Annotated in this window: 25 protein-coding genes; 18 read left to right on the top strand and 7 right to left on the bottom strand. The window is 70.8% G+C overall.

What is annotated here, in order from left to right; all coding sequences use genetic code 11:
- Positions 1-89: 89 nt before the first annotated feature.
- Both AB0H32_RS32150 and AB0H32_RS32145 read right to left on the bottom strand, forming a co-directional pair.
- Entirely contained in the window at positions 90-1,319 is a 1,230-nt protein-coding gene (locus tag AB0H32_RS32150) for a DUF349 domain-containing protein (RefSeq protein ID WP_361127820.1), read from the bottom strand.
- Between the two features lie 155 nt (positions 1,320-1,474).
- On the bottom strand, positions 1,475-2,320 hold the full coding sequence (locus AB0H32_RS32145) for a peptidylprolyl isomerase (protein ID WP_361127817.1): 846 nt from the start codon (positions 2,318-2,320) through the stop codon (positions 1,475-1,477).
- Between the two features lie 179 nt (positions 2,321-2,499).
- Here AB0H32_RS32145 and AB0H32_RS32140 point away from each other — a divergent pair, with 179 nt between their 5' ends.
- The gene (locus tag AB0H32_RS32140) at positions 2,500-3,207 is read left to right on the top strand and encodes an MBL fold metallo-hydrolase (RefSeq protein WP_361127814.1); all 708 of its coding nucleotides are present in this window, start codon (positions 2,500-2,502) and stop codon (positions 3,205-3,207) included.
- A 12-nt stretch (positions 3,208-3,219) separates the two neighbouring features.
- Positions 3,220-4,482 (top strand): histidine--tRNA ligase, encoded by a 1,263-nt coding sequence (gene hisS / locus AB0H32_RS32135; protein ID WP_361127811.1) that lies wholly within the window; start codon positions 3,220-3,222, stop codon positions 4,480-4,482.
- Between the two features lie 70 nt (positions 4,483-4,552).
- Here the strand turns inward: hisS and AB0H32_RS32130 are convergent, their stop codons facing one another.
- From AB0H32_RS32130 to AB0H32_RS32115, 4 genes are read right to left on the bottom strand one after another with little or no spacing between them, the layout of a single operon-like run.
- Positions 4,553-5,179 carry a response regulator transcription factor gene (locus AB0H32_RS32130; protein ID WP_361127808.1) on the bottom strand — a complete coding sequence of 209 codons (627 nt, stop codon included), beginning with the start codon at positions 5,177-5,179 and terminating at the stop codon, positions 4,553-4,555.
- Positions 5,176-6,402, bottom strand: coding sequence for a sensor histidine kinase (locus AB0H32_RS32125; protein WP_361127828.1), 1,227 nt, complete (start codon positions 6,400-6,402; stop codon positions 5,176-5,178). Before AB0H32_RS32125 ends, AB0H32_RS32130 begins: the two co-directional genes overlap by 4 nt.
- The gene (locus AB0H32_RS32120) at positions 6,378-7,223 is read right to left on the bottom strand and encodes an ABC transporter permease (protein WP_361127805.1); all 846 of its coding nucleotides are present in this window, start codon (positions 7,221-7,223) and stop codon (positions 6,378-6,380) included. Before AB0H32_RS32120 ends, AB0H32_RS32125 begins: the two co-directional genes overlap by 25 nt.
- Positions 7,220-8,086: an ABC transporter ATP-binding protein gene (locus tag AB0H32_RS32115; protein WP_361127802.1), complete on the bottom strand. Its 867-nt coding sequence runs from the start codon at positions 8,084-8,086 to the stop codon at positions 7,220-7,222. The genes AB0H32_RS32120 and AB0H32_RS32115 overlap by 4 nt, the downstream gene beginning before the upstream one ends.
- A gap of 147 nt (positions 8,087-8,233) precedes the next feature.
- Between AB0H32_RS32115 and AB0H32_RS32110 the strand changes: the two genes are divergently transcribed.
- The 3 genes from AB0H32_RS32110 to rpsD all read left to right on the top strand — a co-directional run bounded on the left by AB0H32_RS32110 (position 8,234) and on the right by rpsD (position 11,317).
- Positions 8,234-8,890: a vitamin K epoxide reductase family protein gene (locus tag AB0H32_RS32110; protein ID WP_361127799.1), complete on the top strand. Its 657-nt coding sequence runs from the start codon at positions 8,234-8,236 to the stop codon at positions 8,888-8,890.
- A gap of 118 nt (positions 8,891-9,008) precedes the next feature.
- The gene (locus tag AB0H32_RS32105; protein WP_361127796.1) at positions 9,009-10,364 is read left to right on the top strand and encodes a replication-associated recombination protein A; all 1,356 of its coding nucleotides are present in this window, start codon (positions 9,009-9,011) and stop codon (positions 10,362-10,364) included.
- Between the two features lie 338 nt (positions 10,365-10,702).
- Positions 10,703-11,317 carry a 30S ribosomal protein S4 gene (gene rpsD / locus AB0H32_RS32100; protein WP_066996810.1) on the top strand — a complete coding sequence of 205 codons (615 nt, stop codon included), beginning with the start codon at positions 10,703-10,705 and terminating at the stop codon, positions 11,315-11,317.
- Between the two features lie 21 nt (positions 11,318-11,338).
- Here rpsD and AB0H32_RS32095 read toward each other — a convergent pair whose 3' ends face one another.
- Positions 11,339-13,504, bottom strand: a complete 2,166-nt coding sequence (locus AB0H32_RS32095; protein ID WP_361127792.1) for a regulator — start codon at positions 13,502-13,504, stop codon at positions 11,339-11,341.
- A 161-nt stretch (positions 13,505-13,665) separates the two neighbouring features.
- Here AB0H32_RS32095 and AB0H32_RS32090 point away from each other — a divergent pair, with 161 nt between their 5' ends.
- The 13 genes from AB0H32_RS32090 to nusB all read left to right on the top strand — a co-directional run bounded on the left by AB0H32_RS32090 (position 13,666) and on the right by nusB (position 26,566).
- Positions 13,666-14,106: a DUF948 domain-containing protein gene (locus AB0H32_RS32090; RefSeq protein ID WP_361127825.1), complete on the top strand. Its 441-nt coding sequence runs from the start codon at positions 13,666-13,668 to the stop codon at positions 14,104-14,106.
- A 16-nt stretch (positions 14,107-14,122) separates the two neighbouring features.
- Entirely contained in the window at positions 14,123-14,476 is a 354-nt protein-coding gene (locus AB0H32_RS32085) for a hypothetical protein (RefSeq protein ID WP_361127789.1), read from the top strand.
- Positions 14,476-17,148: an alanine--tRNA ligase gene (gene alaS, locus AB0H32_RS32080; protein WP_361127786.1), complete on the top strand. Its 2,673-nt coding sequence runs from the start codon at positions 14,476-14,478 to the stop codon at positions 17,146-17,148. Before AB0H32_RS32085 ends, alaS begins: the two co-directional genes overlap by 1 nt.
- A 25-nt stretch (positions 17,149-17,173) precedes the next feature.
- A complete protein-coding gene (gene ruvX, locus AB0H32_RS32075; RefSeq protein ID WP_361127783.1) occupies positions 17,174-17,638 on the top strand; it encodes a Holliday junction resolvase RuvX in 465 nt (154 codons plus the stop codon).
- A 124-nt stretch (positions 17,639-17,762) separates the two neighbouring features.
- Positions 17,763-19,490: an endolytic transglycosylase MltG gene (gene mltG, locus AB0H32_RS32070; RefSeq protein WP_361127780.1), complete on the top strand. Its 1,728-nt coding sequence runs from the start codon at positions 17,763-17,765 to the stop codon at positions 19,488-19,490.
- A complete protein-coding gene (locus AB0H32_RS32065) occupies positions 19,471-20,310 on the top strand; it encodes a shikimate dehydrogenase (RefSeq protein WP_361127777.1) in 840 nt (279 codons plus the stop codon). Before mltG ends, AB0H32_RS32065 begins: the two co-directional genes overlap by 20 nt.
- A 174-nt stretch (positions 20,311-20,484) precedes the next feature.
- Complete coding sequence (aroC, locus tag AB0H32_RS32060; RefSeq protein WP_361127774.1) at positions 20,485-21,669, top strand: chorismate synthase; 1,185 nt, start codon at positions 20,485-20,487, stop codon at positions 21,667-21,669.
- 5 nt (positions 21,670-21,674) lie between these two features.
- Positions 21,675-22,184, top strand: coding sequence for a shikimate kinase (locus tag AB0H32_RS32055; protein WP_361127823.1), 510 nt, complete (start codon positions 21,675-21,677; stop codon positions 22,182-22,184).
- Entirely contained in the window at positions 22,181-23,272 is a 1,092-nt protein-coding gene (aroB, locus tag AB0H32_RS32050) for a 3-dehydroquinate synthase (RefSeq protein ID WP_361127771.1), read from the top strand. The genes AB0H32_RS32055 and aroB overlap by 4 nt, the downstream gene beginning before the upstream one ends.
- A 165-nt stretch (positions 23,273-23,437) precedes the next feature.
- Positions 23,438-24,253, top strand: coding sequence for a Pro-rich N-terminal domain-containing protein (locus tag AB0H32_RS32045; protein WP_361127768.1), 816 nt, complete (start codon positions 23,438-23,440; stop codon positions 24,251-24,253).
- Positions 24,254-24,402: 149 nt separating this feature from the next.
- Positions 24,403-25,509 carry an aminopeptidase P family protein gene (locus AB0H32_RS32040; RefSeq protein ID WP_361127765.1) on the top strand — a complete coding sequence of 369 codons (1,107 nt, stop codon included), beginning with the start codon at positions 24,403-24,405 and terminating at the stop codon, positions 25,507-25,509.
- A gap of 56 nt (positions 25,510-25,565) precedes the next feature.
- Complete coding sequence (gene efp / locus AB0H32_RS32035; RefSeq protein WP_360665989.1) at positions 25,566-26,132, top strand: elongation factor P; 567 nt, start codon at positions 25,566-25,568, stop codon at positions 26,130-26,132.
- Positions 26,133-26,134: 2 nt separating this feature from the next.
- Entirely contained in the window at positions 26,135-26,566 is a 432-nt protein-coding gene (gene nusB, locus AB0H32_RS32030; protein WP_361127761.1) for a transcription antitermination factor NusB, read from the top strand.
- The last annotated feature ends 348 nt before the right edge of the window (positions 26,567-26,914 follow it).

The following is a 26,914-nucleotide window of genomic DNA, read 5'->3' as shown; positions in this document are numbered from 1 at the left end:
CACGCTCACCGGTCGACCGGGGCAAACGGGGTCTGAAGCGCTTGGGCATGACGGATGGTTACGGCCCTTGCGCGTCGCGCGAGCGGGGATCAGCCGCCGAACTCCTGCAGGCCCTTCAGAGCCTGGTCCAGGAGCGCCTGGCGGCCCTCCAGCTCCCGCTCCAGCTTGTCGGCCTTGGAGCTGTTGCCCTGGGCACGCGCCTGCTCGATCTGCGCCCTCAGCTTGTCCACGGCGGCCTGCAGCTGACCGGTCAGACCCTCGGCACGCGCGCGTGCCTCCGGGTTCGTCCGGCGCCACTCGGCCTCCTCGGCCTCCTGGATGGCCCGCTCGACCGAGTGCATCCGGCCCTCGACCTTCGGACGCGCGTCCCGCGGGACGTGACCGATGGCCTCCCAGCGCTCGTTGATCGAACGGAAGGCCGCCCGGACGCCCTTCAGATCCGTGATCGGCAGGAGCTTCTCGGCCTCCTCGGCCAGCTCCTCCTTGAGCTTCAGGTTCTCCGCCTGCTCGGCGTCCCGCTCGGCGAAGACCGAGCTGCGGGCCGCGAAGAACACGTCCTGGGCGCCGCGGAAGCGGTTCCACAGGTCGTCCTCGTGCTCGCGCTGGGCGCGGCCCGCGGCCTTCCAGTCCGCCATCAGCTCGCGGTAGCGGGCCGCCGTCGGACCCCAGTCCGCCGAGCCGGACAACGCCTCGGCCTCGGCGACCAGCCGCTCCTTGGTCTTGCGGGCCTCCTCGCGCTGCGCGTCGAGCTGCGCGAAGTGCGCCTTGCGGCGCTTGGAGAACGCCGACCGGGCGTGCGAGAAGCGGTGCCACAGCTCGTCGTCGGACTTGCGGTCCAGACGCGGCAGCCCCTTCCAGGTGTCCACCAGGGACCGCAGCCGTTCGCCGGCGGCTCGCCACTGGTCGGACTGCGCCAGCTGCTCGGCCTCGGCGACCAGGTCCTCCTTGGCCTTGCGGGCCTCGTCGGACTGCTTGGCGCGCTGCGCCTTGCGCTCCTCACGCCGGGACTCGACCGTCGCCACCAGCTTGTCGAGGCGGGTCCGCAGTGCGCCAAGGTCACCGACCGCGTGATGCGCGTCCACCTGCTCGCGCAGGTGGTCGATCGCGATCTGGGCGTCCTTCGCCGACAGGTCGGTGGTCTGCACTCGCTTCTCGAGGAGGCCGATCTCGACAACCAGGCCCTCGTACTTGCGCTCGAAGTAGGCAAGCGCCTCCTCGGGGGAGCCGGCCGCCCAGGATCCGACGACCTGCTCGCCGTCGGCCGTACGCACGTACACGGTCCCCGTCTCGTCGACGCGGCCCCACGGGTCGCTGCTCACAGCGCCTCCTCCACATGATGCCTGCGGGGGGCCTCAGCACCCCCGGGCATCGTCCACAGTTTCGTCACGGCCAACATAGGCGACCAGCGGGTTACCTGTCCGCATCCAGCGCGACCGAAATTCCGCAGTTGGCCGTCTTGAGCATTGCTACGGCGTCAGGACTTGGTGACCGTCGCCTTGTTGATCACGACCGTCGCGTTCGGGGCGCCGTCACCGGCACCCGTGTTCTCGCCCGCGGCGGCGATCTTGCTCAGCACCTTCAGGCCCGCCGGGTCGATCGTGCCGAACGGCGTGTAGTTGGGCGGCAGCGGACTGTCCTTGTAGACCAGGAAGAACTGGCTGCCACCGGTGTGACGGCCCTGCTTGGTCTGCGCGTTGTACTGGTTGGCCATCGCCACCGTGCCCGCCGGATACGTGTTGCCCTTGAGGCTCGCGTCCTTGAGGTTCTCGTCCGGGATCGTGTAGCCGGGGCCGCCCATGCCGGTGCCCTGCGGGTCGCCGCACTGCAGCACGTAGATGCCGCTCGTGGTCAGACGGTGGCACTTGGTGTGGTCGAAGAAGCCCTTGCCCGCGAGGAAGTCGAACGAGTTCACGGTGTGCGGCGCGGCCGACGTCTTCAGCGCGACGTCGATGTCACCGCACGTCGTCGCGAGCTTCATCGTGTACTTCGCCGACGTGTCGATCGACATCGCCGGCTCCTTCTTCCAGCTCTGCTTCTTGACCGCGCCCGCGGCCGGCTTCTCGCAGGGGTCGGGCGCCTTGCTGCTCGGCGAGGCGCTCGGCGTGACGCCGGAGCTCGCGCCGGACTTCTTGTCGTCGTCGCTGTTCTTGAGCACCCCGGTCGTGTACAGAGCGACACTGCCGATCACGACCACGCCGAGCACCGACGCGATCACGGAGTTGCGCATACGTGCCTTGCGCCGTGCGCTGGTGCGCCGCTGCTGCTGCCGCAAGAACTTCTCCCGGGCGAGCTGACGCCGCCGCTGCTCCTGGCTGACCACCGGGTTCTCTCCTCATGCGTGTCGTGTGTCGACCGGTACACGTGCGTCCTGTGAGCCGACAGCCGCTTGTAGCCCCGTACCGTATATGGGTTCGCTGAGGAAACGGCAGCGCCGGTAGGCTCTGGGCCACGGGCCGACCGCCCGTAAGCCCTCCCGTATCGACACAACGAAGGACGATCGTGCTCATTGCCGGGTTCCCCGCCGGGGCCTGGGGGACGAACTGCTATCTCGTCGCCCCCGCCGCCGGTGAGGAGTGCGTGATCATCGACCCGGGCCATCAGGCCGCCCAGGGCGTCGAGGAAGCACTGAAGAAGCATCGGCTCAAGCCCGTCGCCGTCGTCCTCACCCATGGCCACATCGACCACGTGGCCTCGGTCGTCCCCGTGTGCGGCGCCCACGACGTACCGGCCTGGATCCACCCCGAGGACCGGTACATGATGAGCGACCCCGAGAAGGCGCTCGGCCGGTCCATCGGCATGCCGCTGATGGGCGAGCTGACCGTGGGGGAGCCGGACGACGTCAAGGAACTGACCGACGGCTCCGCCCTCGAGCTCGCCGGGCTGGAGTTCTCCGTCGCGCACGCGCCGGGCCATACCAAGGGGTCGGTGACCTTCCGGATGCCCGAGACCGCGGACATCCCGCCGGTCTTCTTCTCCGGGGATCTGCTGTTCGCCGGCTCCATCGGACGCACCGATCTGCCCGGTGGCTCCACGGAGGACATCCTCGACTCGCTGGCCCGTGTGTGCCTGCCGCTCGAGGACTCCACCGTGGTGCTGTCCGGCCACGGCCCCCAGACGACCATCGGCCAGGAGCGCGCCACCAACCCCTATCTGCGGCAGGTGGCGGCCGGCCAGGGAGCCTTCAGGGCTCCCCGACGAGGAATGTGACGAGAGAGCTTCGTGAGTACCTTCCAGGCCCCCAAGGGCACCTACGACCTGATCCCGCCGGACTCCGCCACGTACCTGGCGGTCCGCGAGGCGATCGCGGCCCCGCTGCGCAACTCCGGCTACGGCTACATCGAGACTCCCGGATTCGAGAGCGTCGAACTCTTCGCGCGCGGAGTGGGTGAGTCCACCGACATCGTGACCAAGGAGATGTACGCCTTCGAGACCAAGGGCGGCGACAGGCTGGCCCTCAGGCCCGAGGGCACGGCGTCCGTCCTGCGGGCGGCCCTGGAGGCCAACCTGCACAAGTCGGGCAACCTCCCGGTCAAGCTCTGGTACTCCGGCTCGTACTACCGCTACGAGCGCCCCCAGAAGGGCCGCTACAGGCACTTCTCCCAGGTCGGCGCCGAGGCGATCGGCGCCGAGGACCCGGCGCTGGACGCCGAGCTGATCATCCTGGCCGACCAGGCGTACCGCTCCCTGGGGCTCAGCAACTTCCGCATCCTGCTCAACAGCCTGGGCGACCAGGAGTGCCGCCCGGTGTACCGCGCCGCTCTCCAGGACTTCCTGCGCGGCCTCGACCTCGACGAGGACACCCAGCGCCGCACCGAGATCAACCCGCTGCGGGTGCTCGACGACAAGCGGGAGTCGGTCCAGAAGCAGCTGGGCGGCGCCCCGCTGCTGCGCGACTACCTGTGCGACGCCTGCAAGGCGTACCACGAGGAGGTCCGCGAGCTGATCACCGCGGCCGGCGTCGCCTTCGAGGACGACCCGAGGCTGGTCCGCGGTCTGGACTACTACACCCGCACCACCTTCGAGTTCGTGCACGACGGCCTGGGCTCCCAGTCCGCGGTGGGCGGCGGCGGCCGTTACGACGGCCTGTCGGAGATGATCGGCGGTCCCGCGCTGCCGTCGGTGGGCTGGGCGCTCGGTGTCGACCGCACGGTCCTCGCCCTGGAGGCCGAGGGCGTGGAGCTGGACATCCCGGCCTCGACCAGCGTCTATGCGGTGCCGCTCGGCGAGGAGGCCCGCCGGGTGCTGTTCGCGAAGGTCACCGAGCTGCGCAAGGCCGGTGTCGCCGCGGACTTCTCCTACGGCGGCAAGGGCCTGAAGGGCGCCATGAAGAACGCCAACCGCAGCGGGGCCCGCTACACGATCGTCGCCGGCGAGCGTGACCTCGCCGAGGGCGTCGTCCAGCTCAAGGACATGGAGTCCGGCGAACAGACGGCGATCGGCGTGAACGAGATCGTGGCGGAGCTGGAGTCGCGGCTCGGCTGAGGACCTGGCCGGCACGACCGCCGGCAGGCCCCAGGGGCCGCAAGGGCGCCGGACACCTCCGGCGCCCGTCTCAGTGGTCTAGCAGCCCGTGTCGCAGGGCGCTGGTGACGGCTGCGGTGCGGTCGTCCACGCCCAGCTTTCCGAAGATCCGCAGCAGGTGGGTCTTCACCGTCGACTCACCGATGAAGAGGCGGCGCCCGATCTCCGCGTTGGTGCAGCCGTCCGCCACCAGGCGCAGGACCGCCGTCTCGCGGGCGGACAGGCGGGGGAGTTCGGGGCGGGCGCGGAGCTGGTCCACCAGGCGGGTGGCCACCGACGGGGCGAGGACCGTCTCGCCGCGCGCCGCGGCCCGTACCGCGTCCGCGAGTTCCCGGCGCGGCATGTCCTTGAGCAGATAGCCCGCGGCGCCCGCCTCCACGGCCCGCAGGATGTCCCGGTCCGTCTCGTACGTCGTCAGCACGATCACCCGGCAGGGCAGCCCGGCCGCGCTCATCCGCTGGATCGAATCGACGCCCCCGCCGCCCGGCATCCGCAGGTCCATCAGCACGATGTCGGGGCGCAGTTCCACCGCCAGCGCCTCGGCCTGCGGCCCGTTCGCCGCGTCCCCGACCACCTCCAGGTCCGGCTCGGCGCTCAGCATCGCGCGCAGTCCCTCCCGTACGACGGGATGGTCGTCGGCCAGGATGATCCGGATCACGGAACCTCACTTCTCGCGGCGGCGGGAACGGACAGGCGCACGGTCACCGTCGTACCGTCGCCGGGTGCGCTGCGCACCGTCGCGGTCCCGCCCACCTCTGCGGCGCGTGCACGCAGCCCCGCGAGACCGTAGCCGCTCGACACGGCGGCGGGGTCGAAGCCCCGGCCGTCGTCGTGCACGGTGACGGTCACGGCGTCGTCGGTGTAGCCGAGAGTGACGTTCACGGCCGCCGAACTTCCCCCGTGCCGACGGGCGTTGGTCAGCGCCTCCTGACAGGAACGCAGGGCCACCACCTCGATGCCGGCCGGAAGAGCGTGCACCGGACCGGTCACGTCCAAGTCGGCCTCGTGCCGCGCTGTCAGCCGTGCCAGCGCGTCCGGCAGCGAGGCATCCGCCAGATCGGCGGGGGCACCGCCGGCCACCAGGGCCCGGGCCTCGGCGAGGTTGCGGCGGGCCGTCTCGTCCATCAGGGCCAGGTGGCGGCGGGCCTGCGGAAGGTCGGAGTCCAGCTCCGCGTCCACGGCCTGGACGAGCATCAGCAGGCTGGTGAAACCCTGCGCGAGGGTGTCGTGGATCTCGCGGGCCAGCCGTTCGCGTTCGGCGAGCGCTCCGTGCGCGGCCGACAGCCGGGAGATCTCGTGCCGGCTGGCATCCAACTCGGCGATCAGCTCGGCCCGTTCCGTGCTCTGCTCGATGATCCGGATGATCCAGCTGCCGATCACCACGGAGAAGAGGAGGGTGACCACGGCGAACAGGACGTTGGCGATGAGGTCCGGCCACCGGGGCCGCCACAGCGCCGCCCAGCCGGGGACCGGCGCCAGGTTGATGACGGTCACGGCGATCAGGGCCCACCGCATGCGCAGCACCATGAAGCACTGCGGGATCAGCGCGTACGCCATCAGCCGGGTCTGGTCGACGAGAACCGCGGCCGGCAGGAACAGCACCATCGCTCCGGCCAGATAGCCCAGGGCGCGCCGTTCGTCGGACGGGTCCTGCTGCAACAGCGTCCGGCCGACCGACAGGTACCAGGGAACCAGCGGCACCAGCAGCCCCGCCGCGGCGGCCCGGACCGGCAGGCCCGGGTGCGCCGCGTCGAGGACGAAGGCGAGCGTGGCCGCCCAGGCCACGGCGAAGTAGGCGTCCCAGTACCGGATCGTCCGGTCCCAGGCGTCGGCCTCCCGCGCCCGGCCCGGACCGGTCACCCCTCGCGCCGGTTCTTCCACCGGAAGGTAAGTAGACACAGGGCCAATCCTCCGACGCACCAGGCCGCCAGCACCAGCGCGATCCGACCGAACTCCCAGCTCCCGGCCTGCTCCAGCACCCGCGCGGAGTCCGGCAGGAACACACCACGCAGCCCCTGGCACAGCCACTTCAGCGGGAACAGTGCGCCGATGTCGAGCATCCAGCCGGGGATGGTGTCGATGGAGATGTAGACCCCGGAGATGAACTGGAGCACCAGGAAGGGGAGTACGACGACGGAGCTGGCGCTCTTCGCCGATCTGGGCACCGAGCTGATCGCGATGCCCAGCAGCGCGCACGCGGTCAGGCCGAGCACGAAGATCCACGCGAAGTCGAACCAGCGCCCGGCGTCGGTCGGCAGGCTGACGTCGTAGAACGCGGTGCCCACGAACAGAAGGACCGCGGTCTCCAGCACACCGGTGAACAGAACGAGCCATATCTTGCCCAGGAAGTAGGCCGCCGGCGGCATCGGTGTGCCGCGCAGCCGCCGCAGCGCCTTCTCGTCGCGTTCGACGGCGATGGAGATGCCCAGCGACTGGAAGCTCGTGGACATGATCCCGGAGGCCATCATGGCGGGAACGTACAGCTGCGAGGCGCTCACCCCAGTGCCCCGGACGTCGTCGTGGAAGATCGACGCGAACAGGAACAGGAAGACCACCGGGAAGGAGAAGGTGAACACCACCTGCTCGCGCTGCCGGAAGAACTGCCTGATCTCCAGGCCGCCCCGCAGCAGTCCGAGTGTCCAGGGGCCGGGCAGGGACCCGGCGGACCCGCGGGCGGCGGTCCGTACGGCGGTCGTGGTCATCGGGCGGCCTCCTGACCGGTCAGCCGGAGGTAGACGTCCTCCAGGGTGGGGCGGGTCACCGTCAGGCCCGGGATCTCGCCGTCGAAGCGGCTCAGCAGGGCGGCGACGGTCCGCGTGGGGGTGTCGGTGTGCTCCACGCGCGCGGAACCGTCGGGTTCCGTCCAGGTGACGGTGGCGCCGGTGCCGTACTGCTCGCGCAGCTCACCGGGCCCGCCCTCGGCGACCACCCGGCCCCGGGCGACGACCGCGAGCCGGCCCGCGAGGGCCTCGGCCTCCTCCAGGTAGTGCGTGGTCAGCAGGATCGTGGTGCCCTCGTCGGCGAGCAGCCGGATCAGGTCCCAGAACTGGTGCCGGGCGGCCGGGTCGAATCCGGTGGTCGGCTCGTCCAGGAGCAGCAGCTCGGGGTCGCCGATCACGCCGAGCGCCACGTCCAGGCGGCGCCGCTGACCGCCGGAGAGGGTCTTGACCCGGCTGTTCGCCTTCGCTCCGAGCCCGACCAGGCCGATGACCTCCCCGGGGTCGCGCGGCCGCGGGTAGTAACGGGCGAAATGCCGTACGGTCTCGCCGACCGTCAATTCGGCGGGCGCGGATTCGTCCTGCCAGACGATTCCCACACGGGACCTCCACGCGCGCGTGCCCGTTGCCGGATCCGTCCCGAGGACCGACACCTCGCCCGCGTCCCGCGACCGGTTGCCCTGGAGTATCTCGACCGTGGTGCTCTTGCCCGCGCCGTTGGGTCCCAGCAGGCCGAACACCTCACCGCGCCGGATGCCGAGATCGATGCCGTCCACCGCGGTCACGTCTCCGTACTGCTTGCGCAGCCCCCGTACGTGCACCGCGAGTTCGTTCGCGTGTGCTGTCATGCCTTTGAGCATCGGCCGGAACCGAACGCTCCGTGACCACCGTGCGTACCTCCTTGTGTCCACCGAACGGTGGACACACAGGGGGGTGCGGCACAATGAACCCCCAGCCGGAAGATGGTCCAACTCTCAAGTGACGGAATCGGCGTGATGAGCAAGACGACAGTCAAAGACGTCTCCACGGAGTCCGAGCCCGAGCGTGCCACCGAAGCGTCCCGCGCGGTGGGCGGCAGCCGGGCCTTCGCCCTGCTGCTGGTGATCACCGGCGCTGCCGGACTGCTCGCCGCCTGGGTCATCACGATCGACAAGTTCAAGATCCTCGAGGCCAAGGTCGCGGGCAAGACCTTCACGCCCGGCTGCAGCGTGAACCCGGTGGTGTCCTGCGGCAGCGTGATGGAGAGCAAGCAGGCGGCCGTCTTCGGCTTCCCGAACCCGATGCTCGGCCTGGTCTGCTACGGCATCGTGATCTGCGTCGGCATGAGCCTGCTGGCCCGGGCGCGCTTCCCGCGCTGGTACTGGCTGACCTTCAATTTCGGCACCCTGTTCGGGGTCTGCTTCGTCACCTGGCTGCAGTTCGAGTCCCTGTACCGGATCAACGCGCTGTGCCTGTGGTGCTCGCTGGCCTGGGTCGCCACGATCACCATGTTCTGGTACGTCACCTCGTTCAACGTCCGCAACGACTTCCTGCCGTCCCCGCGCCGGCTGAAGTCCTTCCTGGGCGAGTTCACCTGGGTGCTGCCGGTCACGCACTGCGGCGTCATCGCCATGCTGATCCTGACCCGCTGGGGCAGCCAGCTCTGGGCCTGACCCCGGTTCCGGGCCCGGCCCGTGTTCTGGGCCCGGCCCGGCTCTCGGCCTGCCTCCGGCTTCTGGGCCCGGCCCCGGACCGTGCGGTGTTGTCAGTGCCGTGTCTTAGGGTTTCAGCGTGGAACCCGACCTCTTCACCGCCGCAGCAGAAGAACGCCAGGAGAAGGACCCGGCAGGAAGTCCCCTGGCGGTTCGGATGCGCCCGCGCACCCTCGACGAGGTGGTGGGCCAGCAGCACCTTCTCAAGCCCGGCTCACCGCTGCGCCGACTGGTCGGCGAGGGCAACGGCGGTCCCGCCGGACCGTCCTCGGTGATCCTCTGGGGCCCGCCCGGCACGGGCAAGACCACACTCGCCTACGTCGTCTCCAAGGCCACCGACAAGCGGTTCGTGGAGCTGTCCGCCATCACCGCGGGCGTCAAGGAGGTCCGCGCGGTCATCGACGGCGCCCGCCGTGCCACCGGCGGCTTCGGCAAGGAGACCGTCCTCTTCCTGGACGAGATCCACCGCTTCAGCAAGGCCCAGCAGGACTCCCTGCTCCCCGCGGTCGAGAACCGCTGGGTGACCCTGATCGCGGCGACCACGGAGAACCCGTACTTCTCGGTGATCTCCCCGCTGCTCTCCCGCTCCCTGCTCCTCACGCTCGAACCCCTCACCGACGACGACGTCCGCGGGCTGCTGCGCCGCGCCCTCGGTGACGAGCGGGGTCTGAGGGGCGCCGTCGTGCTCCCGGAGGACACCGAGGAGCACCTGCTGCGCATCGCCGGCGGTGACGCCCGCCGTGCCCTGACGGCCCTGGAGGCCGCGGCCGGAGCCGCTCTCGACAAGGGCGAGTCCGAGATCGGCCTCCAGACCCTGGAGCAGACCGTCGACCGGGCCGCGGTGAAGTACGACCGGGACGGCGACCAGCACTACGACGTCGCCAGCGCCCTCATCAAGTCCATCCGCGGCTCCGACGTCGACGCCGCCCTGCACTACCTGGCCCGCATGATCGAGGCCGGCGAGGACCCCCGCTTCATCGCCCGTCGGCTGATGATCTCCGCCAGCGAGGACATCGGCCTGGCCGACCCGAACGCACTGCCCATCGCGGTCTCGGCCGCCCAGGCCGTCGCCATGATCGGCTTCCCCGAGGCCGCCCTCACCCTCAGCCACGCCACCATCGCCCTCGCGCTCGCCCCCAAATCGAACTCCGCGACCACCGCGATCGGCGCCGCGATGGAGGACGTACGCAAGGGCCTGGCCGGATCGGTCCCGCCGCACCTGCGGGACGGTCACTACAAGGGCGCAGCCAAGCTCGGCCACGCGCAGGGCTACCTGTACCCGCACGACCTGCCCGAGGGCATCGCCCAGCAGCAGTACGCCCCGGACGCCCTCAAGGACCGCGAGTACTACACGCCGACCCGGCACGGCGCGGAGGCTCGGTACGCGGACGCCGTGGAGTGGACGAGGAAGCACCTCGGTCGCAGGCGCTCCTGAGCGCCCTGTAGACTGCTGCGAAGTGCTGAGTCCCGTGTCCGGTCCCTCGTACGAGGAGCCGGCTCACCAGAGCGGGACATCCAGCCGGAGGCCTGGTCCGCCAGGATCTCCAGGAGCGTCGCGCACCATCGAATGGTGTCGCGGGCAGCCCACCACCACCCGGAGTCCCGGGAGAGGTCGGTGGGCCACTCGCGTGCAGCACGTATGTGCCCAGACCAGGGGAGCGGCTGCCCACCGGGCCCGGCAACGGACCAGGCGGGTTTCCCCGGCTGCGGATGCGACCTCCCCTAACCCTGGTGAAGCCGTATTCGCATAAGAAACACGAGGTGTTCGGTTCCATGGCGAACCAGTCCCGCCCCAAGGTCAAGAAGTCGCGTGCCCTCGGCATCGCGCTGACCCCGAAGGCCGTCAAGTACTTCGAGGCCCGCCCCTACCCGCCGGGTGAGCACGGCCGCGGCCGCAAGCAGAACTCGGACTACAAGGTCCGTCTGCTCGAGAAGCAGCGTCTGCGCGCGCAGTACGACGTGTCCGAGCGCCAGCTCGTCCGCGCCTACGAGCGTGCCTCCAAGGTCCAGGGCAAGACCGGTGAGGCCCTGATCATCGAGCTGGAGCGCCGTCTCGACGCGCTGGTCCTGCGTTCGGGCATCGCCCGCACGATCTACCAGGCCCGCCAGATGGTCGTCCACGGCCACATCCAGGTCAACGGCCAGAAGGTCGACAAGCCGTCCTTCCGCGTCCGCCCGGACGACGTCGTGCAGGTCCGCGACCGCTCCAAGGACAAGACGCTCTTCCAGATCGCCCGCGAGGGTGGCTTCGCCCCCGACGGCGAGACCCCGCGCTACCTGCAGGTGAACCTCAAGGCCCTGGCGTTCCGCCTGGACCGTGAGCCGAACCGCAAGGAGATCCCGGTGATCTGCGACGAGCAGCTCGTCGTCGAGTACTACGCCCGCTGACCCCAGCCCCGGCGCAGCATCTCAGCCCGCCGTCTCCCCGCCCTTCCGGGTGGGCGAGGCGGCGGGTTCGCGTTTTCCGGCGCCGCCGGGGTCCCGCGGCGCCCGCCCGCGCGGTGCGGGCAGCCCCGGCAGCGGCTGCACACCGCCGTCCCCCAGCGCCCGGCCCACCGCCGCCTCCCGGTCCAGCCCCGCCCCCTCGCGCACGCACTCCTCGTAGTGCTCGTCGCCGAGAGCCTGCCGGGCCGTGGTCTCGCACAGCTCGTGCGGGGCGTTGTAGTACGCCGAGCCGAACAGCGGCAGCCCCACCGACGGCCACAGCCGGGCCGCGGCGCCCTGCAGCACCGCCGCCTCGGCCGGCTCGCCCAGGGACGCCGTCACCAGGGCCAGCAGCTCGATGCTCAGCACCGTGCCGAGCAGGTCGTGGAAGGCGTGTGCATTGTCCAGGCAGTCCGTGAGCAGTTCCCGCGCCCCGGCCGGATCCCCGTCCCGCCAGGCCGCGTACGCCAGCACGTACAGCGCGTACGACCGTGCCCACCGCTCCCCGTGGTCCTCGCACACCCGGCGCACGTCCTCGCACAGCCGCACCGCGTCCGCCAGGTCCCCCTGGAACGCCCGCGCCATCGCCAGTTCCACCTGGCCCATCAGCACGTTGCTGTTCAGCTCGCCGATCTCCCGGTAGCGCTCCAGTGCCGACCGAAGCAGCGTTTCTGCGCCTGCCATGTCGTCCGTGACCAGGGCCAGACAGCCGGTTCGGTGCTCCGCGTACGCCACGGCCGTCCCGTCCCCGGCCCGTTCCGCCTGCTCCCGGCACTCCCGCAGCGCCGCCAGCGCCGGCACGGTGTCGCCCTGCAGGATCGCCACGTAGCCGAGCACCCACAGCGCCTTCAGCCGGGACTGCTCGTACCCCGAGTCCAGTTCCACACTGCGCTCCAGCCAGCGCCGCCCCTCCGACAGCCGCCCGCAGCCCGCCCAGCAGAACCACAGCGAGCCCGCCAGGTACTGGCCCAGATGCGCCTCGTCCGGCTCGGTCAGACAGAACTCCAGAGCGGCCCGCAGGTTCGGCAGCTCGGCCTCGACCCGCGCGGCCACCTCGCGCTGCCGCGGCGAGAACCAGTCCAGCTCGCACCAGGTCGCCAGGCCCAGATACCAGTCCCGGTGCCGGCGCCGCAGCCTCGGCCCGTCCCCGGTCGCCTCCAGCCATTCGGCGCCATAGACCCGGACGGTGTCCAGCATCCGGTAGCGGGGGCCCGTCGGGGTCTCCTCGCGGGAGAGGACCGACTGGGCGAGCAGCTCCGCGAGCACGTCCAGGACGTCCTCGGCCGGCAGCCCGTCCCCGCTGCACAGGTACTCGGCCGCCTCCAGGTCGAAGGTCTGCGCGAACACGGAGAGCCGCGCCCACAGCAACCGCTCGGCGGGCGTACACAGCTCATGGCTCCAGCCGATCGCCGTGCGCAGCGTCTGATGGCGGGGCAGGGCGTCCCGGCCCCCGCCGGTGAGCAGCCGGAACCTGTCGTCGAGACGCTCCAGAAGCTGCGCCGGGGACAGGGCCCGCAGCCGCCCGGCGGCCAGCTCCACGGCCAGCGGAATCCCCTCCAGCCGTCCGCACAGCTCCCGCACGGCCGGACAGTCGCCGACGTCCACCCCCTGCTGCAGGGCCCGGTCCGCGAACAGCTCCACCGCCTCGTCCTCGCCGAGCGGGGCCAGCGGGAACAGCCGCTCGCACGCCAGCCCCAGCGGGCGCCGGCCCGCCGCCAGCACCCGCAGCTCCGGCAGCTTGCGCACCAGCTCGGCCACCAGCTCGGCACAGGCCTCCACCAGGTGCTCGAACCCGTCCAGCACGAGCAGGACGCGACGGCCGCCGAGCCGGTCGAGCAGGGTCTCCCGGGGCAGCCGGGTGGTGTGGTCGGTCAGCCCCAGCGCCTCCACGACCGCGTACTCCACGAACTGCGGATCCCGCACCGGCGCCAGCTCCACCCCCCACACCTCGTGCCGGGCCGCGGGCCGTAACGCCGCGCGGGCGGCCAGCCGGGACTTGCCCACTCCGCCGACCCCGGTCACGGTGACCAGCCGGGCCGCCGCCATCGCCTCGGCCAGCCCGGCGAGTTCGGCCGAGCGCCCGATGAACGCGGTGAGTTCCGGGAGAAGATTGCCGTCCGCCGGGGCGCCGGGGCGCTGAGGACCTCGCATGGGACACGGAGCGTACTGAAGTGTGTTCATTCCGTACAATCGCTTCCCGCAACTCCACCGTCGGCCGACGGTAATCCGGTACGGAGTCCCACGCCCGGCGCGATAGGCTCGGTCCACGACTTTTCGATGCTCAGGCACGTTTCAGGGAGCGGGTGCGCACAGTGTCCGGTGGTGAGGTGGCCGGGATCCTGGTGGCCGTCTTCTGGGCGATCCTGGTCTCCTTCCTCGCCGTCGCACTGGCGAGGCTGGCCCAGACGCTCAAGGCGACCACCAAGCTCGTCGCGGACGTGACCGACCAGGCCGTCCCGCTGCTCGCCGACGCCTCCGCGACCGTGCGCTCCGCGCAGACCCAGATCGACCGGGTCGACGCGATCGCCTCCGACGTCCAGGAGGTCACGTCGAACGCCTCCGCGCTCTCGACCACCGTCGCCTCCACCTTCGGCGGCCCGCTGGTCAAGGTCGCGGCCTTCGGCTACGGGGTGCGCCGGGCCCTCGGCGGCCGCAAGGAGGACGTGCCCGGCAAGGCACCGAGGCGTACCGTGATCGTGGGCCGGACCGTCCCGGCCGCGCGGCGGGGCAAGCGAAACCTCCGCGGAGAGTAGGGACTGAGACCTAGCGATGTTCCGCCGTACGTTCTGGTTCACCACGGGTGTCGCCGCCGGTGTCTGGGCCACCACCAAGGTCAACCGCAAGCTGAAGCAGCTGACCCCGGAGAGCCTGGCCGCGACCGCGGCCAACAAGGCCGTGGAGACCGGTCAGCGTCTGAAGGACCGCGCGGTCGGCTTTGCGCTCGACGTCCGCGACAACATGGCGCAGCGGGAGTCCGAGCTGGGGGAGGCGCTGGGGATCAACGCGAATCCCGACCCCGAACTCCCCGCGCCCCGGCGCCACACCGCCATCGAGAACAACCGCAGCAACCCGAAGTACATCGAGAACACGACGTACTCGTACAACCGGAATGAGGACCACTGATGGAGTCGGCCGAGATTCGCCGCCGCTGGCTGAGCTTCTTCGAGGAGCGCGGGCACACCGTCGTCCCTTCGGCGTCGCTCATCGCGGACGACCCGACTCTGCTCCTCGTCCCCGCCGGCATGGTTCCCTTCAAGCCCTACTTCCTGGGTGAGGTCAAGCCGCCCTTCGCCCGCGCCACCAGCGTGCAGAAGTGTGTGCGCACGCCCGACATCGAAGAGGTCGGCAAGACCACGCGGCACGGCACCTTCTTCCAGATGTGCGGCAACTTCTCCTTCGGCGACTACTTCAAGGAAGGCGCCATCAAGTACGCCTGGGAGCTGCTCACCACGCCCCAGGACAAGGGCGGTTACGGCCTGGAGCCCGACCGTCTGTGGATCACCGTCTACAAGGACGACGACGAGGCCGAGCGCATCTGGCACGAGGTCGTCGGCGTGCCGAAGGAGCGCATCCAGCGCCTCGGCATGAAGGACAACTACTGGTCCATGGGCGTCCCGGGCCCCTGCGGCCCCTGCTCCGAGATCAACTACGACCGCGGCCCCGAGTTCGGCGTCGAGGGCGGCCCCGCCGTCAACGACGAGCGGTACGTGGAGATCTGGAACCTCGTCTTCATGCAGTACGAGCGTGGCGAGGGCATCGGCAAGGACAACTTCGAGATCCTCGGGGACCTGCCGAGCAAGAACATCGACACGGGCCTCGGCATGGAGCGCCTCGCCATGATTCTGCAGGGCGTGCAGAACATGTACGAGATCGACACCTCCATGGCCGTCATCGACAAGGCCACCGAGCTGACCGGCGTCCGCTACGGCGAAGCCCACGCCTCGGACGTGTCCCTGCGCGTGGTCACCGACCACATGCGCACGGCCACCATGCTCATCGGCGACGGCGTCACCCCCGGCAACGAGGGCCGCGGCTACGTCCTGCGCCGCATCATGCGCCGCGCCATCCGCAACATGCGCCTGCTGGGCGCCACCGGCCCGGTCGTCCTCGACCTGATCGACACCGTGATCCGGATGATGGGCCAGCAGTACCCCGAGCTGGTCACCGACCGCGAGCGCATCGAGAAGGTCGCCCTCGCCGAGGAGAACGCCTTCCTGAAGACGCTGAAGGCCGGCACGAACATCCTCGACACCGCCGTCACCGAGACGAAGCAGTCCGGCAGCGAGGTGCTGCCCGGCGACAAGGCCTTCCTGCTCCACGACACGTGGGGATTCCCGATCGACCTCACCCTGGAGATGGCCGCCGAGCAGGGCCTGTCCGTGGACGAGGAGGGCTTCCGCCGCCTGATGAAGGAGCAGCGGGAGCGCGCCAAGGCCGACGCCCAGGCCAAGAAGACCGGCCACGCCGACATGGGCGCCTACCGCGAGATCGCCGACTCCGCCGGTGAGACCGACTTCATCGGCTACAGCGACACCGAGGGCGAGACCACGATCGTCGGCATCCTGGTCGACGGCGTCTCCTCTCCGGCCGCCACCGAGGGCGACGAGGTCGAGATCGTCCTGGACCGCACTCCGTTCTACGCCGAGGGCGGCGGCCAGATCGGCGACACCGGCCGGATCAAGGTCGACTCCGGTGCCGTCATCGAGGTCCGCGACTGCCAGAAGCCGGTCCCGGGTGTGTACGTCCACAAGGGCGTCGTCCAGGTCGGCGAGGTCACGGTCGGTGCCAAGGCCCAGGCCTCGATCGACGCCCGCCGCCGCAAGGCCATCGCCCGCGCCCACTCGGCCACCCACCTGACCCACCAGGCCCTGCGCGACGCCCTCGGCCCGACGGCCGCCCAGGCCGGCTCCGAGAACCAGCCCGGCCGCTTCCGCTTCGACTTCGGCTCCCCGTCCGCCGTCCCGACGGCCGTGATGACCGACGTCGAGCAGAAGATCAACGAGGTGCTCGCCCGCGACCTGGACGTGCAGGCCGAGGTCATGGGCATCGACGAGGCCAAGAAGCAGGGCGCCATCGCCGAGTTCGGCGAGAAGTACGGCGAGCGGGTCCGCGTGGTGACCATCGGCGACTTCTCCAAGGAGCTGTGCGGCGGCACGCACGTGCACAACACCGCCCAGCTGGGCCTGGTGAAGCTGCTCGGCGAGTCGTCCATCGGCTCGGGCGTCCGCCGTATCGAGGCCCTCGTCGGCGTGGACGCCTACAACTTCCTCGCCCGCGAGCACACGGTCGTCGCCCAGCTCCAGGAGCTGATCAAGGGCCGTCCGGAGGAGCTTCCGGAGAAGGTCTCCGCCATGCTCGGCAAGCTGAAGGACGCCGAGAAGGAGATCGAGAAGTTCCGCGCCGAGAAGGTGCTGCAGGCCGCCGCCGGTCTTGCCGAGTCCGCCAAGGACATCAGGGGCATCGCGCTCGTCACCGGCCAGGTCCCGGACGGCACCACGCCGGACGACCTGCGCAAGCTGGTCCTCGACGTGCGCGGCCGCATCCAGGGCGGCCGGGCCGCCGTGGTCGCCCTCTTCACGGTCACGGGCGGCAAGCCGCTGACGGTCATCGCCACCAACGAGGCCGCCCGTGAGCGCGGCCTCAAGGCCGGTGACCTGGTCCGTACCGCTGCCAAGACGCTCGGCGGCGGCGGTGGCGGCAAGCCGGACGTCGCCCAGGGCGGCGGCCAGAACCCGGCCGCCGTAGGCGAGGCCGTCGAGGCCGTCGAGCGTCTCGTCGCCGACACCGCCAAGTGACAGCCAGGTAAGGAAACGGTCGGAAATGCGCAGAGGACGTCGACTTTCGATCGACGTCGGGGATGCCCGGATCGGGGTCGCCTCGTGCGACCCCGATGGGATCCTCGCCACACCGGTGGAGACCGTCCCGGGCCGGGACATCCCCGCCGCCCACCGCCGGTTGCGTCAATTGGTGGAGGAGTACGAGCCGATCGAGGTCGTCGTCGGACTCCCTCGCTCTCTCAAAGGGGGCGAGGGCCCGGCCGCGGTCAAGGTCCGCGCCTTCGCCCAGGAGCTGGCCAAGGGCATCGATCCCGTGCCGGTGCGCCTGGTGGACGAGCGGATGACGACCGTGACGGCCAGTCAGGGACTGCGCGCCTCGGGCGTGAAATCCAAGAAGGGCCGCGCCGTCATCGACCAGGCCGCCGCCGTCATCATCCTCCAGCAGGCCCTCGAATCCGAACGGGTGTCAGGTAAAGCACCCGGCGAGGGCGTCGAAGTGGTCATCTGATCGCGATACGGTAACGTTCCGCGCGATGCGGCGGTGTTCGAACAGCCACCGCACAGCAAGAGAGGCGGAACGGAAGCCGGTCCACCGGCCGCGCTACCGTCGACCTCGCGGCTCTAGGGGATCGATGACTGAGTATGGCCGGGGCGCAGGCTCCGAACCGTGGCATCCGGAGGACCCGTTGTACGGGGACGTCGGATGGGGAGGACAGCAGACCCAGGCGGGTCAGCAGTCCCCCTACGGCGGCCAGCCGCAGCAGCAGTACCCGCAGCCGCAGTACGGCGACTGGACCCAGGGGCAGCAGCCCGGGTACGGCCAGCAGCAGCACCAGTACTACGACGAACAGGGCCGATCGAACTACGGCCGGCAGTACGCCGAGCAGGACCAGCAGTACGCGGCGCAGACCCAGCAGCAGTACCCCCAGGGTGGCTGGGATGCGACCGGCACCCACGGCCACGTCCCGTACGCCGCCGACCCCGGTGACCCCTACGGCCAGCAGCCCGTGGCCTACGGCGCGCAGCAGCCCGACTTCTACGGCACCGAGGACGCCTACCCGCCGCCCGAGCCGCCCGGCCGCAGGCGACCCGAACCGGAGCCGGGCTCGCAGACCGGCCCGCGGACGGGCCAGGGCCCGGACCCGGAGACCGGCTGGGACCCGGGCGAGGACCAGGGGGAAGCCGCCTTCTTCGCCGGAGGCGACGACGAGGACGACGACGAGGCCGAGAGCCGGTCCGGCCGCGGTGACCGCCGTGGCCGGAAACCGGTCAAGAGCAAGAAACGCCGTACCGGCTGCGCCTGCATGGTCGTGGTGCTCGTCTTCGGCGGTGGCCTCGGCGGAGTCGGATATTTCGGCTACAAGTTCTACCAAAATCGTTTCGGCCCGGCCCCCGACTACGCGGGCAGCGGCACCAGCGAGAAGGTGACCGTCGAGATCCCCAAGGGCGCGGGAGGCTGGGAGATCGGCCGCCGCCTGCAGGAGGCCGGAGTCATCAAGAGCGCCGATGCGTTCGTGCACGCGCAGAAGGAGATCCCCAAGGCGGACTCCATCCAGGCCGGCGCCTATCTCATGAAGAAGGAGATGTCCGCCGCGAGTGCCGTGCAATTGATGCTCGACCCGAGCAGCCAGAGCAATGTGCTCGTCAAACCGGGCGAGCGTAATTCCGAGGTCTACCAGGCCATCGACAAACAGCTCGACGTTTCCACGGGAACCACGCAGAAGTTTGTCAAGACGTCCTACAAGACCCTCGGCCTGCCGAGCTGGGTGCAGACCGGCAGCGACGTCAGGGATCCGCTGGAGGGCTTCCTCTACCCGGGTACCTATCCGGCCGCCAAGGGAATGAAGCCCGATGCCGTCCTGAAACAGATGATCACCCAGGCCAAATCGAGGTACGCCGCCTACGACCTGCCGGGCAAGGCGAAGGCGCTCGGCCTGCAGGACGCCTTCCAGCTCGTCACGGTCGCGAGCCTGGTCCAGGCGGAGGGCAAAACCCACGACGACTTCCGCAAGATGGCGGAAGTGGTCTACAACCGCCTCAAGCCCACCAACACCGAGACGAACCAGCTGCTGCAGTTCGACTCGACGTACAACTACCTCAAGGGCACGAGCAACATCCATATCTCCGAGAAGGAGATCCACGGCAACCTGAACCCGTACAACACGTACACCCACAAGGGTCTTCCGCCCGGTCCGATCGGCAACCCCGGTGAGGACGCGATGAGGGCGGCGCTGAATCCGACGCACGACGGCTGGATCTATTTCGTGGCGACCGACGGCGTGAGCAACACCGAATTCGCCAAGACGTTGGCCGAATTCAACAAGCTCAAGGACAAGTTCAATGAAAGCTCGGGCAACTGACGCCCGCCGGGCGGCCGTGCTCGGTTCGCCCGTCGCCCACTCCCTCTCGCCGGTGCTGCACCGGGCGGCCTACGACGCACTCGGGCTCACCGACTGGTCGTACGACCGCTTCGAGATCGACGAAGCCGCCCTGCCCGGCTTCTTCGAGAAGCTCGGTCCGCAGTGGGCGGGGCTGTCGCTGACCATGCCGCTGAAGCGGGCGGTCATTCCGCTGGTGGACGAGATCAGCGAGACGGCCGCCTCGGTCGACGCCGTCAACACGGTGGTCTTCACCGAGGACGGACGCCGCATCGGCGACAACACCGACATCCCGGGCATGGTGGCCGCCCTGCGCGAGCACGGCATCGAACAGGTCGACTCCGCCGCGATCCTCGGCGCCGGCGCCACCGCCTCCTCGGCACTGGCCGCGCTCGCCCGGATCTGCACCGGCGAGGTCGTCGCCTATGTCCGCAGCGAGGCCCGCGCCGCCGAGATGCGCCGGTGGGGCGAACGGTTGGACATCGACGTCCGTACGGCGGACTGGGCGGACGCGGAGCAGGCCCTGAGCGCCCCCCTGGTGATCGCCACCACCCCCGCCGGTACCACCGACGCCCTCGCCGGCGCCGTACCCGAGTGCCCCGCCACCCTCTTCGACGTGCTCTACGCCCCCTGGCCCACCGAGCTGGCGGCCCGATGGTCCATGTTCGGCGGCGCCGTCGTCAGCGGCCTCGATCTGCTGGTCCACCAGGCCGTTCTCCAGGTCGAGCAGATGACCGGCCGCTCGCCGGCGCCCCTGGAGGCCATGCGGCACGCCGGCGAGAAGGCGCTCGCGGCCCGCTGACCCCCGGCTGCTGCGCCCCTCCGTCCCGCCTGCTGGACCATCGGCCGGACACCCGCCTGGGACGTGGGAGGATCGGAGGTGGCGGACCGGGGTCGCGCACCCGGTCAAGCCGTCGCCGTACGCGAGGACACGCGTACGCAGGGCAGTACCGGGCGCGAACACTGAGGAGCACCGTTGAGCAGGCTGCGTTGGCTGACCGCGGGGGAGTCCCACGGTCCCGCACTTGTCGCGACGCTGGAGGGGCTTCCCGCCGGCGTGCCGATCACCACGGAGATGGTGGCGGACCACCTGGCGCGGCGTCGGCTCGGCTATGGCCGCGGTGCGCGGATGAAGTTCGAGCGCGACGAGGTCACCTTCCTCGGCGGTGTCCGGCACGGCCTCACCCTCGGCTCCCCGGTCGCGATCATGGTGGGGAACACCGAGTGGCCCAAGTGGGAGCAGGTCATGGCGGCCGACCCGGTCGCCCCGGAGATCCTCGACGGCCTCGCCCGCAATGCGCCGCTGACCCGGCCCCGGCCCGGCCACGCCGACCTCGCCGGCATGCAGAAGTACGGCTTCGACGAGGCCCGCCCGATCCTGGAGCGCGCCTCCGCCCGTGAGACCGCCGCCCGCGTCGCGCTCGGTGCCGTCGCCCGCTCCTACCTGAAGGAGACGGCCGGCATCGAGATCGTCTCCCACGTCGTCGAGCTGGCCTCCGCCAAGGCCCCCTACGGCGTCTACCCGACCCCGGCCGACGTCGAGAAGCTGGACGCCGACCCGGTGCGCTGCCTGGACGCCGACGCGTCGAAGGCGATGGTCGCGGAGATCGACCAGGCCCACAAGGACGGCGACACGCTCGGCGGTGTGGTCGAGGTGCTGGCCTACGGTGTCCCGGTCGGCCTCGGCTCGCACGTGCACTGGGACCGCAGGCTGGACGCCCGTCTGGCCGCCGCCCTCATGGGCATCCAGGCGATCAAGGGCGTCGAGGTCGGCGACGGCTTCGAGCTGGCGCGGGTGCCCGGCTCCAAGGCCCACGACGAGATCCTCGCCACCGCCGAGGGCATCAAGCGGGCCACCGGCCGCTCCGGCGGCACCGAGGGCGGCCTGACCACCGGCGAGCTGCTGCGCGTGCGTGCCGCCATGAAGCCGATCGCGACCGTGCCGCGGGCCCTGCAGACCGTCGACGTCGCCACCGGCGAGGCCACCCAGGCCCACCACCAGCGCTCCGACGTGTGCGCCGTCCCGGCCGCCGGCATCGTCGCCGAGGCCATGGTGGCGCTGGTCCTCGCGGACGCGGTCGCGGAGAAGTTCGGCGGCGACTCCGTCCCCGAGACCCGCCGGAACGTGCAGTCCTACCTCGACAGCCTCCGGATCCGGTGACCGCGATGCCTGCGGTCGTACTGGTCGGCCCGATGGGCGTGGGCAAGTCCACCGTCGGGCAGCTGCTGGCCGAGCGGCTCGGGACCGGCTACCGGGACACCGACGACGACATCGTCGCCGGCGAGGGCCGCACCATCGCCGAGATCTTCGTGGACGAGGGCGAGGACGCCTTCCGCGCGATCGAGAAGCGGGCGGTGCACACCGCGCTCGCCGAGCACGAGGGCGTCCTCGCGCTCGGCGGCGGGGCCGTCCTCGACGCGGACACCCGCGCGCTGCTCGCCCGGCACCGGGTGGTGTACCTCTCGATGGACGTCGAGGAGGCCGTCAGGCGCACCGGGCTCAACGTGGCCCGCCCGCTGCTCGCGGTCAACCCGCGCAAGCAGTGGCGCGAGCTGATGGAGGCCCGCCGCCACCTGTACGAGGAGGTCGCCACCGCCGTCGTACCGACCGACGGCCGCACCCCCGAAGAGGTCACCCGAGCAGCGCTGGACGCACTGGAGTTGAAGGAAGCATGAGCGAGGCAGTCACCCGGATCCAGGTCGCCGGCACCGCGGGCACCGACCCCTACGAGGTGCTGGTCGGCCGGCAACTCCTGGGCGAGCTGGGCGGGTTGATCGGCCCGAGGGCCAAGCGGGTCGCGGTGATCCACCCGGAGGCGCTCGCCGAGACCGGCGACGCCCTGCGCGCCGACCTCGCGGAGCAGGGGTTCGAGGCCGTCGCCATCCAGGTGCCCAACGCCGAGGAGGCCAAGACCGCCGAGGTCGCAGCCTACTGCTGGAAGGCGCTCGGCCAGTCCGGCTTCACCCGCACCGACGTCATCGTCGGCGTCGGCGGCGGCGCGACCACGGACCTTGCCGGTTTCGTCGCCGCGACCTGGCTGCGCGGGGTGCGCTGGATCGCCGTCCCCACCACCGTGCTCGCCATGGTCGACGCGGCCGTCGGCGGCAAGACCGGCATCAACACCGCCGAGGGCAAGAACCTGGTGGGTGCCTTCCACCCGCCGGCCGGCGTCCTGTGCGACCTGGCCGCGCTGGACTCCCTCCCGGTCAACGACTACGTCTCCGGCCTCGCCGAGATCATCAAGGCCGGCTTCATCTCCGACCCCGTGATCCTCGACCTGATCGAGTCCGACCCCGAGGCCGCCCGGACACCGGCGGGCCCGTACACGGCCGAGCTGATCGAGCGCTCGATCCGGGTGAAGGCCGACGTCGTCTCCTCCGACCTGAAGGAATCCGGTCTGCGGGAGATCCTGAACTACGGTCACACCCTCGGCCACGCCATCGAGAAGAACGAGCGCTACAAGTGGCGCCACGGCGCGGCGGTCGCGGTCGGCATGCACTTCGCCGCCGAACTCGGCCGTCTCGCGGGCCGGCTGGACGACGCCACGGCGGACCGCCACCGCACGGTCCTGGAATCGGTCGGCCTGCCCCTGCACTACCGCTACGACCAGTGGCCCAAGCTGCTGGAGACGATGAAGGTCGACAAGAAGTCCCGCGGCGACCTGCTGCGCTTCATCGTCCTCGACGGCCTGGCCAAGCCCACCGTCCTGGAGGGCCCGGACCCCGCGGTCCTGCTCGCCGCCTACGGAGAAGTGGGCCAGTAAGTACCCCGCCGTTCCTTCCGTCCGACTCCCCTCGCGGACCGGGCACTTCGGACCGCCCCCGGTCGTTTCACCAAACGACGGCCGGGGGCGGTACCGTTCGGTAAGGAGCGGGCCTCGCACCCGCCTCCCAGCACCAAAAGTGTGTACGAGATGGAGTGGCAACGGATGCAGCACGCAGTGGGGCCTCCGCTGCCGCCGCCCCACCAGCCGGGGCAGGGACCGCAGGCCGGCTGGGCGCCGGCCGCACACCAGCCGGGTCCGCACCCGGGAGCCCCCCAGGGTCCCGCACCCGTGCCCCCGCCGCCACCCGCGCCGGGCTTTCCGCCCGCCCCCGACACCACCGGCCACGTACCGCTGCCGCCCGGCGGCCCGGTCGGCGTGCCCACCGCACCCCCGGCCGCCGTCTCCGCCCCGGACCCGACGACCACCACCCTGGCCGTGCTGCTGATCGGCCCCGCGGGCGCCGGCAAGACCAGCGTGGCCAAGTACTGGGCGACCCAGCGCCGGGTGCCCACCGCCCACATCAGCCTGGACGACGTCCGCGAATGGGTCCGCTCGGGCTACGCCAACCCGCAGTCGGGGTGGAACGACAACTCCGAGGCCCAGTACCGCCTCGCCCGTCGTACCTGCGGTTTCGCCGCGCGGAACTTCCTGGCCAACGGCATCTCCTGCGTCCTGGACGACGCCGTCTTCCCGGACCGCCCCGTGGTGGGCCTCGGCGGCTGGAAGCGCCATGTCGGCCCCGGCCTGCTCCCGGTCGTCCTCCTCCCGGGCCTCGACATCGTCCTGGAGCGCAACGCCGAACGCACCGGCAACCGCCGCCTCACGGACGAGGAGGTGGCCCGCATCCACGGCCGCATGGCCGGCTGGTACGGCTCGGGCCTCCCGATCATCGACAACTCCCAGCTGGACGTCCCCGGCACGGCCCGCGTCCTGGACGACGTCCTGGCCAGGGCCATAGCAAGCCCGCCGAGCTGGTGAAACGGGGGCAACCGGTTCTGCCCGGGAGTGCGGGGAACTGCGTGCCAAGCCCCCACCGACCCGCCCCCGTCGTACAACTGCACCACCATCCGACCCCACTCGGCCCTCACCAATACGCACAAGCCGGACAAAACTCCTACGCTCGTCTCATGTCAGAGGTGTACGCGACCCGCCGAGCCCGGCTCAGGGAGCGCTGCAACGCGGCCGGCGCCGCGGCAGCGCTCATCTCTCTCCCCGCCAACGTGCGCTATCTCGCCGGCGCTGCCCCACAGGCCTCCGTCCTCCTGCTGGGAAAACGGCAGGATCTGCTGGTCTGCGCCGGTCCACCGGAGGACCGGCCGACGGAGGGCCGCCCCGACGAGGCACTGGCGCTGCACATCCTGCCCTCGCCCGGCGGGGATCCCGCGGTCGCGGCCGGGGGCCTCGCCGCAGGTCAGGGCGCGGAATCCCTCGCCGTGGAGGAACACCACCTCACCGTCTCCCGGCACCGGGCCCTCGGTTCCGTCGCCCCCAGGCTGCGCCTCGCCGACCTCGGCGCGGCCGTCGAGCAGCTCAGGGTGGTCAAGGACGAGGAGGAGATCTCCTGCCTGCGGATCGGCGCCGAGATCGCCGACCAGGCGCTCGGCGAGCTGCTGGAGTCGATCCTGGTCGGCCGCACCGAGCGACACCTCGCGCTGGAGCTGGAGCGGCGGCTGGTCGACCATGGCGCCGACGGTCCGGCCTTCCCGACCTCCGTGGCCACCGGGCCGCACTCCGGCCGCCGTGGCCACCGCCCCACCGACCGCCGTGTGGAGGAGGGCGACTTCCTCTCCGTCTGCCTGGGCGCCACCTACCGCGGCTACCGCTGCGAGATCGGCCGCACCTTCGTCATCGGCACCTCGCCCGCCGACTGGCAGATCGAGTTGTACGACCTCGTCTTCGCTGCCCAGCGCGCCGGGCGCGAGTCCCTGGCGCCCGGCGCCGCCTACCGCGACGTCGACCGCGCGGCACGCCAGGTGCTGGACTCCGCGGGCTATGCGGAAGCCCTGCCACCGCTGACCGGACACGGCGTCGGACTCGAAATCGACGAGGACCCGCAGCTGGCCCCCGCAGCCATGGGTAAACTGGACGCTTGCGTGCCGGTCACCGTCGAACCGGGGGTTCACCTCCCGGGCCGGGGCGGCGTCCGGATCGATGACACGCTCGTCGTGCGCCCAGAGGCGGACGGCGGACCCGAGCTACTCACCATCACGACCAAGGAGCTGCTCGCGCTCTAGCCTCGCGCTGTGCGCATGCCCCGGGGTCGTACGTCAGTCCAGGAGATTCCGCAACCGTGGCTTCCACGAACGACCTCAAGAACGGCATGGTGCTCAAGCTCGAAGGCGGCCAGCTCTGGTCCGTCGTCGAGTTCCAGCACGTCAAGCCCGGCAAGGGCCCGGCCTTCGTGCGCACCAAGCTGAAGAACGTGCTGTCCGGCAAGGTGGTCGACAAGACCTTCAACGCCGGCGTCAAGGTCGAGACCGCCACTGTCGACAAGCGCGACATGCAGTTCTCGTACATGGACGGCGACTACTTCGTCTTCATGGACATGGAGACCTACGACCAGCTGATGGTCGACCGCAAGGCCGTCGCTGACGCCGCCAACTTCCTCATCGAGGGTTTCACGGCCACCGTCGCGCAGCACGAGGGCGAGGTGCTCTTCGTCGAGCTGCCGGCCGCCGTCGAGCTGGTCGTCCAGGAGACCGAGCCGGGCGTCCAGGGCGACCGCTCCACCGGTGGCACCAAGCCCGCCACCCTGGAGACCGGCCACCAGATCCAGGTCCCGCTCTTCATCACCACCGGCGAGAAGATCAAGGTCGACACCCGCACCAGCGACTACCTCGGCCGGGTGAACAGCTAACCGTGGCTGCTCGCAACACGGCCCGCAAGCGCGCCTTCCAGATCCTCTTCGAGGGCGACCAGCGCGGCGCCGACGTCCTGACGGTCCTCGCGGACTGGATCCGGCTCTCCCGGAGCGACACCCGGCAGCCGCCGGTGAGCGAGTACACGATGCAGCTGGTCGAGGGCTACGCGGAGCACGCGAGGCGCATCGACGAGCTGATCGCCCAGTACGCGGTCGACTGGACGCTCGACCGGATGCCGGTCGTCGACCGCAACATCCTGCGTCTGGGTGCGTACGAGCTGATCTGGGTGGACGAGACCCCGGACGCCGTCGTCCTGGACGAGATGGTGCAGCTGGCGAAGGAGTTCTCCACGGACGAGTCGCCCTCGTTCGTGAACGGCCTCCTGGGCCGTCTCAAGGAGCTGAAGCCGACGCTGCGCCGCGAGGCGTAAGCCCGCGGTACGACAGACGCCGGAGGGCCTGCAGCGCGCTTGCTGTGGGCCCTCCGGCGTTGGTGTGCCCGTGCGCTGTTCCCGTGCGGCAGACGGGCCGCTGGGGGGCGTGCAGGGCCGGTCGCGCGGTTCCCCGGGCCCCGGGGAGGTGCCCCTCCGCTGCGGCGTACGGGCGAACGGCGTGCACATGCGACATACAGGCGAAACGGCATGCACATCCGGTATGCGGGCGAAACGGCATGCGCATGCGGCGTGCGGGCGAACGGCGTGCACGAAAGGCGTGCACGGAAGGCGAGACGGCGTGCGCGAAAAACGCCGCCGGGGTGGCCCGAACCCCATGGTTCCGGC

The sequence above is a fragment of the Streptomyces sp. NPDC020362 genome (assembly GCF_040642095.1).
Lineage (GTDB): Bacteria > Actinomycetota > Actinomycetes > Streptomycetales > Streptomycetaceae > Streptomyces.
This window is presented reverse-complemented; position numbering and strand designations above follow the sequence as displayed.

What these genes read in the sequence shown, in the direction of transcription:
- AB0H32_RS32085 (WP_361127789.1), top strand. Translation starts at nt 14,123, where the DNA reads ATGTTCCGCCGTACGTTCTGGTTCACCACGGGTGTCGCCGCCGGTGTC.
- AB0H32_RS32095 (WP_361127792.1), bottom strand. Translation starts at nt 13,504, where the DNA reads ATGCGAGGTCCTCAGCGCCCCGGCGCCCCGGCGGACGGCAATCTTCTC.
- mltG (WP_361127780.1), top strand. Translation starts at nt 17,763, where the DNA reads ATGACTGAGTATGGCCGGGGCGCAGGCTCCGAACCGTGGCATCCGGAG.
- ruvX (WP_361127783.1), top strand. Translation starts at nt 17,174, where the DNA reads ATGCGCAGAGGACGTCGACTTTCGATCGACGTCGGGGATGCCCGGATC.
- AB0H32_RS32065 (WP_361127777.1), top strand. Translation starts at nt 19,471, where the DNA reads ATGAAAGCTCGGGCAACTGACGCCCGCCGGGCGGCCGTGCTCGGTTCG.
- AB0H32_RS32115 (WP_361127802.1), bottom strand. Translation starts at nt 8,086, where the DNA reads ATGACAGCACACGCGAACGAACTCGCGGTGCACGTACGGGGGCTGCGC.
- AB0H32_RS32110 (WP_361127799.1), top strand. Translation starts at nt 8,234, where the DNA reads ATGAGCAAGACGACAGTCAAAGACGTCTCCACGGAGTCCGAGCCCGAG.
- AB0H32_RS32120 (WP_361127805.1), bottom strand. Translation starts at nt 7,223, where the DNA reads ATGACCACGACCGCCGTACGGACCGCCGCCCGCGGGTCCGCCGGGTCC.
- AB0H32_RS32055 (WP_361127823.1), top strand. Translation starts at nt 21,675, where the DNA reads ATGCCTGCGGTCGTACTGGTCGGCCCGATGGGCGTGGGCAAGTCCACC.
- AB0H32_RS32045 (WP_361127768.1), top strand. Translation starts at nt 23,438, where the DNA reads ATGCAGCACGCAGTGGGGCCTCCGCTGCCGCCGCCCCACCAGCCGGGG.
- AB0H32_RS32040 (WP_361127765.1), top strand. Translation starts at nt 24,403, where the DNA reads ATGTCAGAGGTGTACGCGACCCGCCGAGCCCGGCTCAGGGAGCGCTGC.
- rpsD (WP_066996810.1), top strand. Translation starts at nt 10,703, where the DNA reads ATGGCGAACCAGTCCCGCCCCAAGGTCAAGAAGTCGCGTGCCCTCGGC.
- alaS (WP_361127786.1), top strand. Translation starts at nt 14,476, where the DNA reads ATGGAGTCGGCCGAGATTCGCCGCCGCTGGCTGAGCTTCTTCGAGGAG.
- aroB (WP_361127771.1), top strand. Translation starts at nt 22,181, where the DNA reads ATGAGCGAGGCAGTCACCCGGATCCAGGTCGCCGGCACCGCGGGCACC.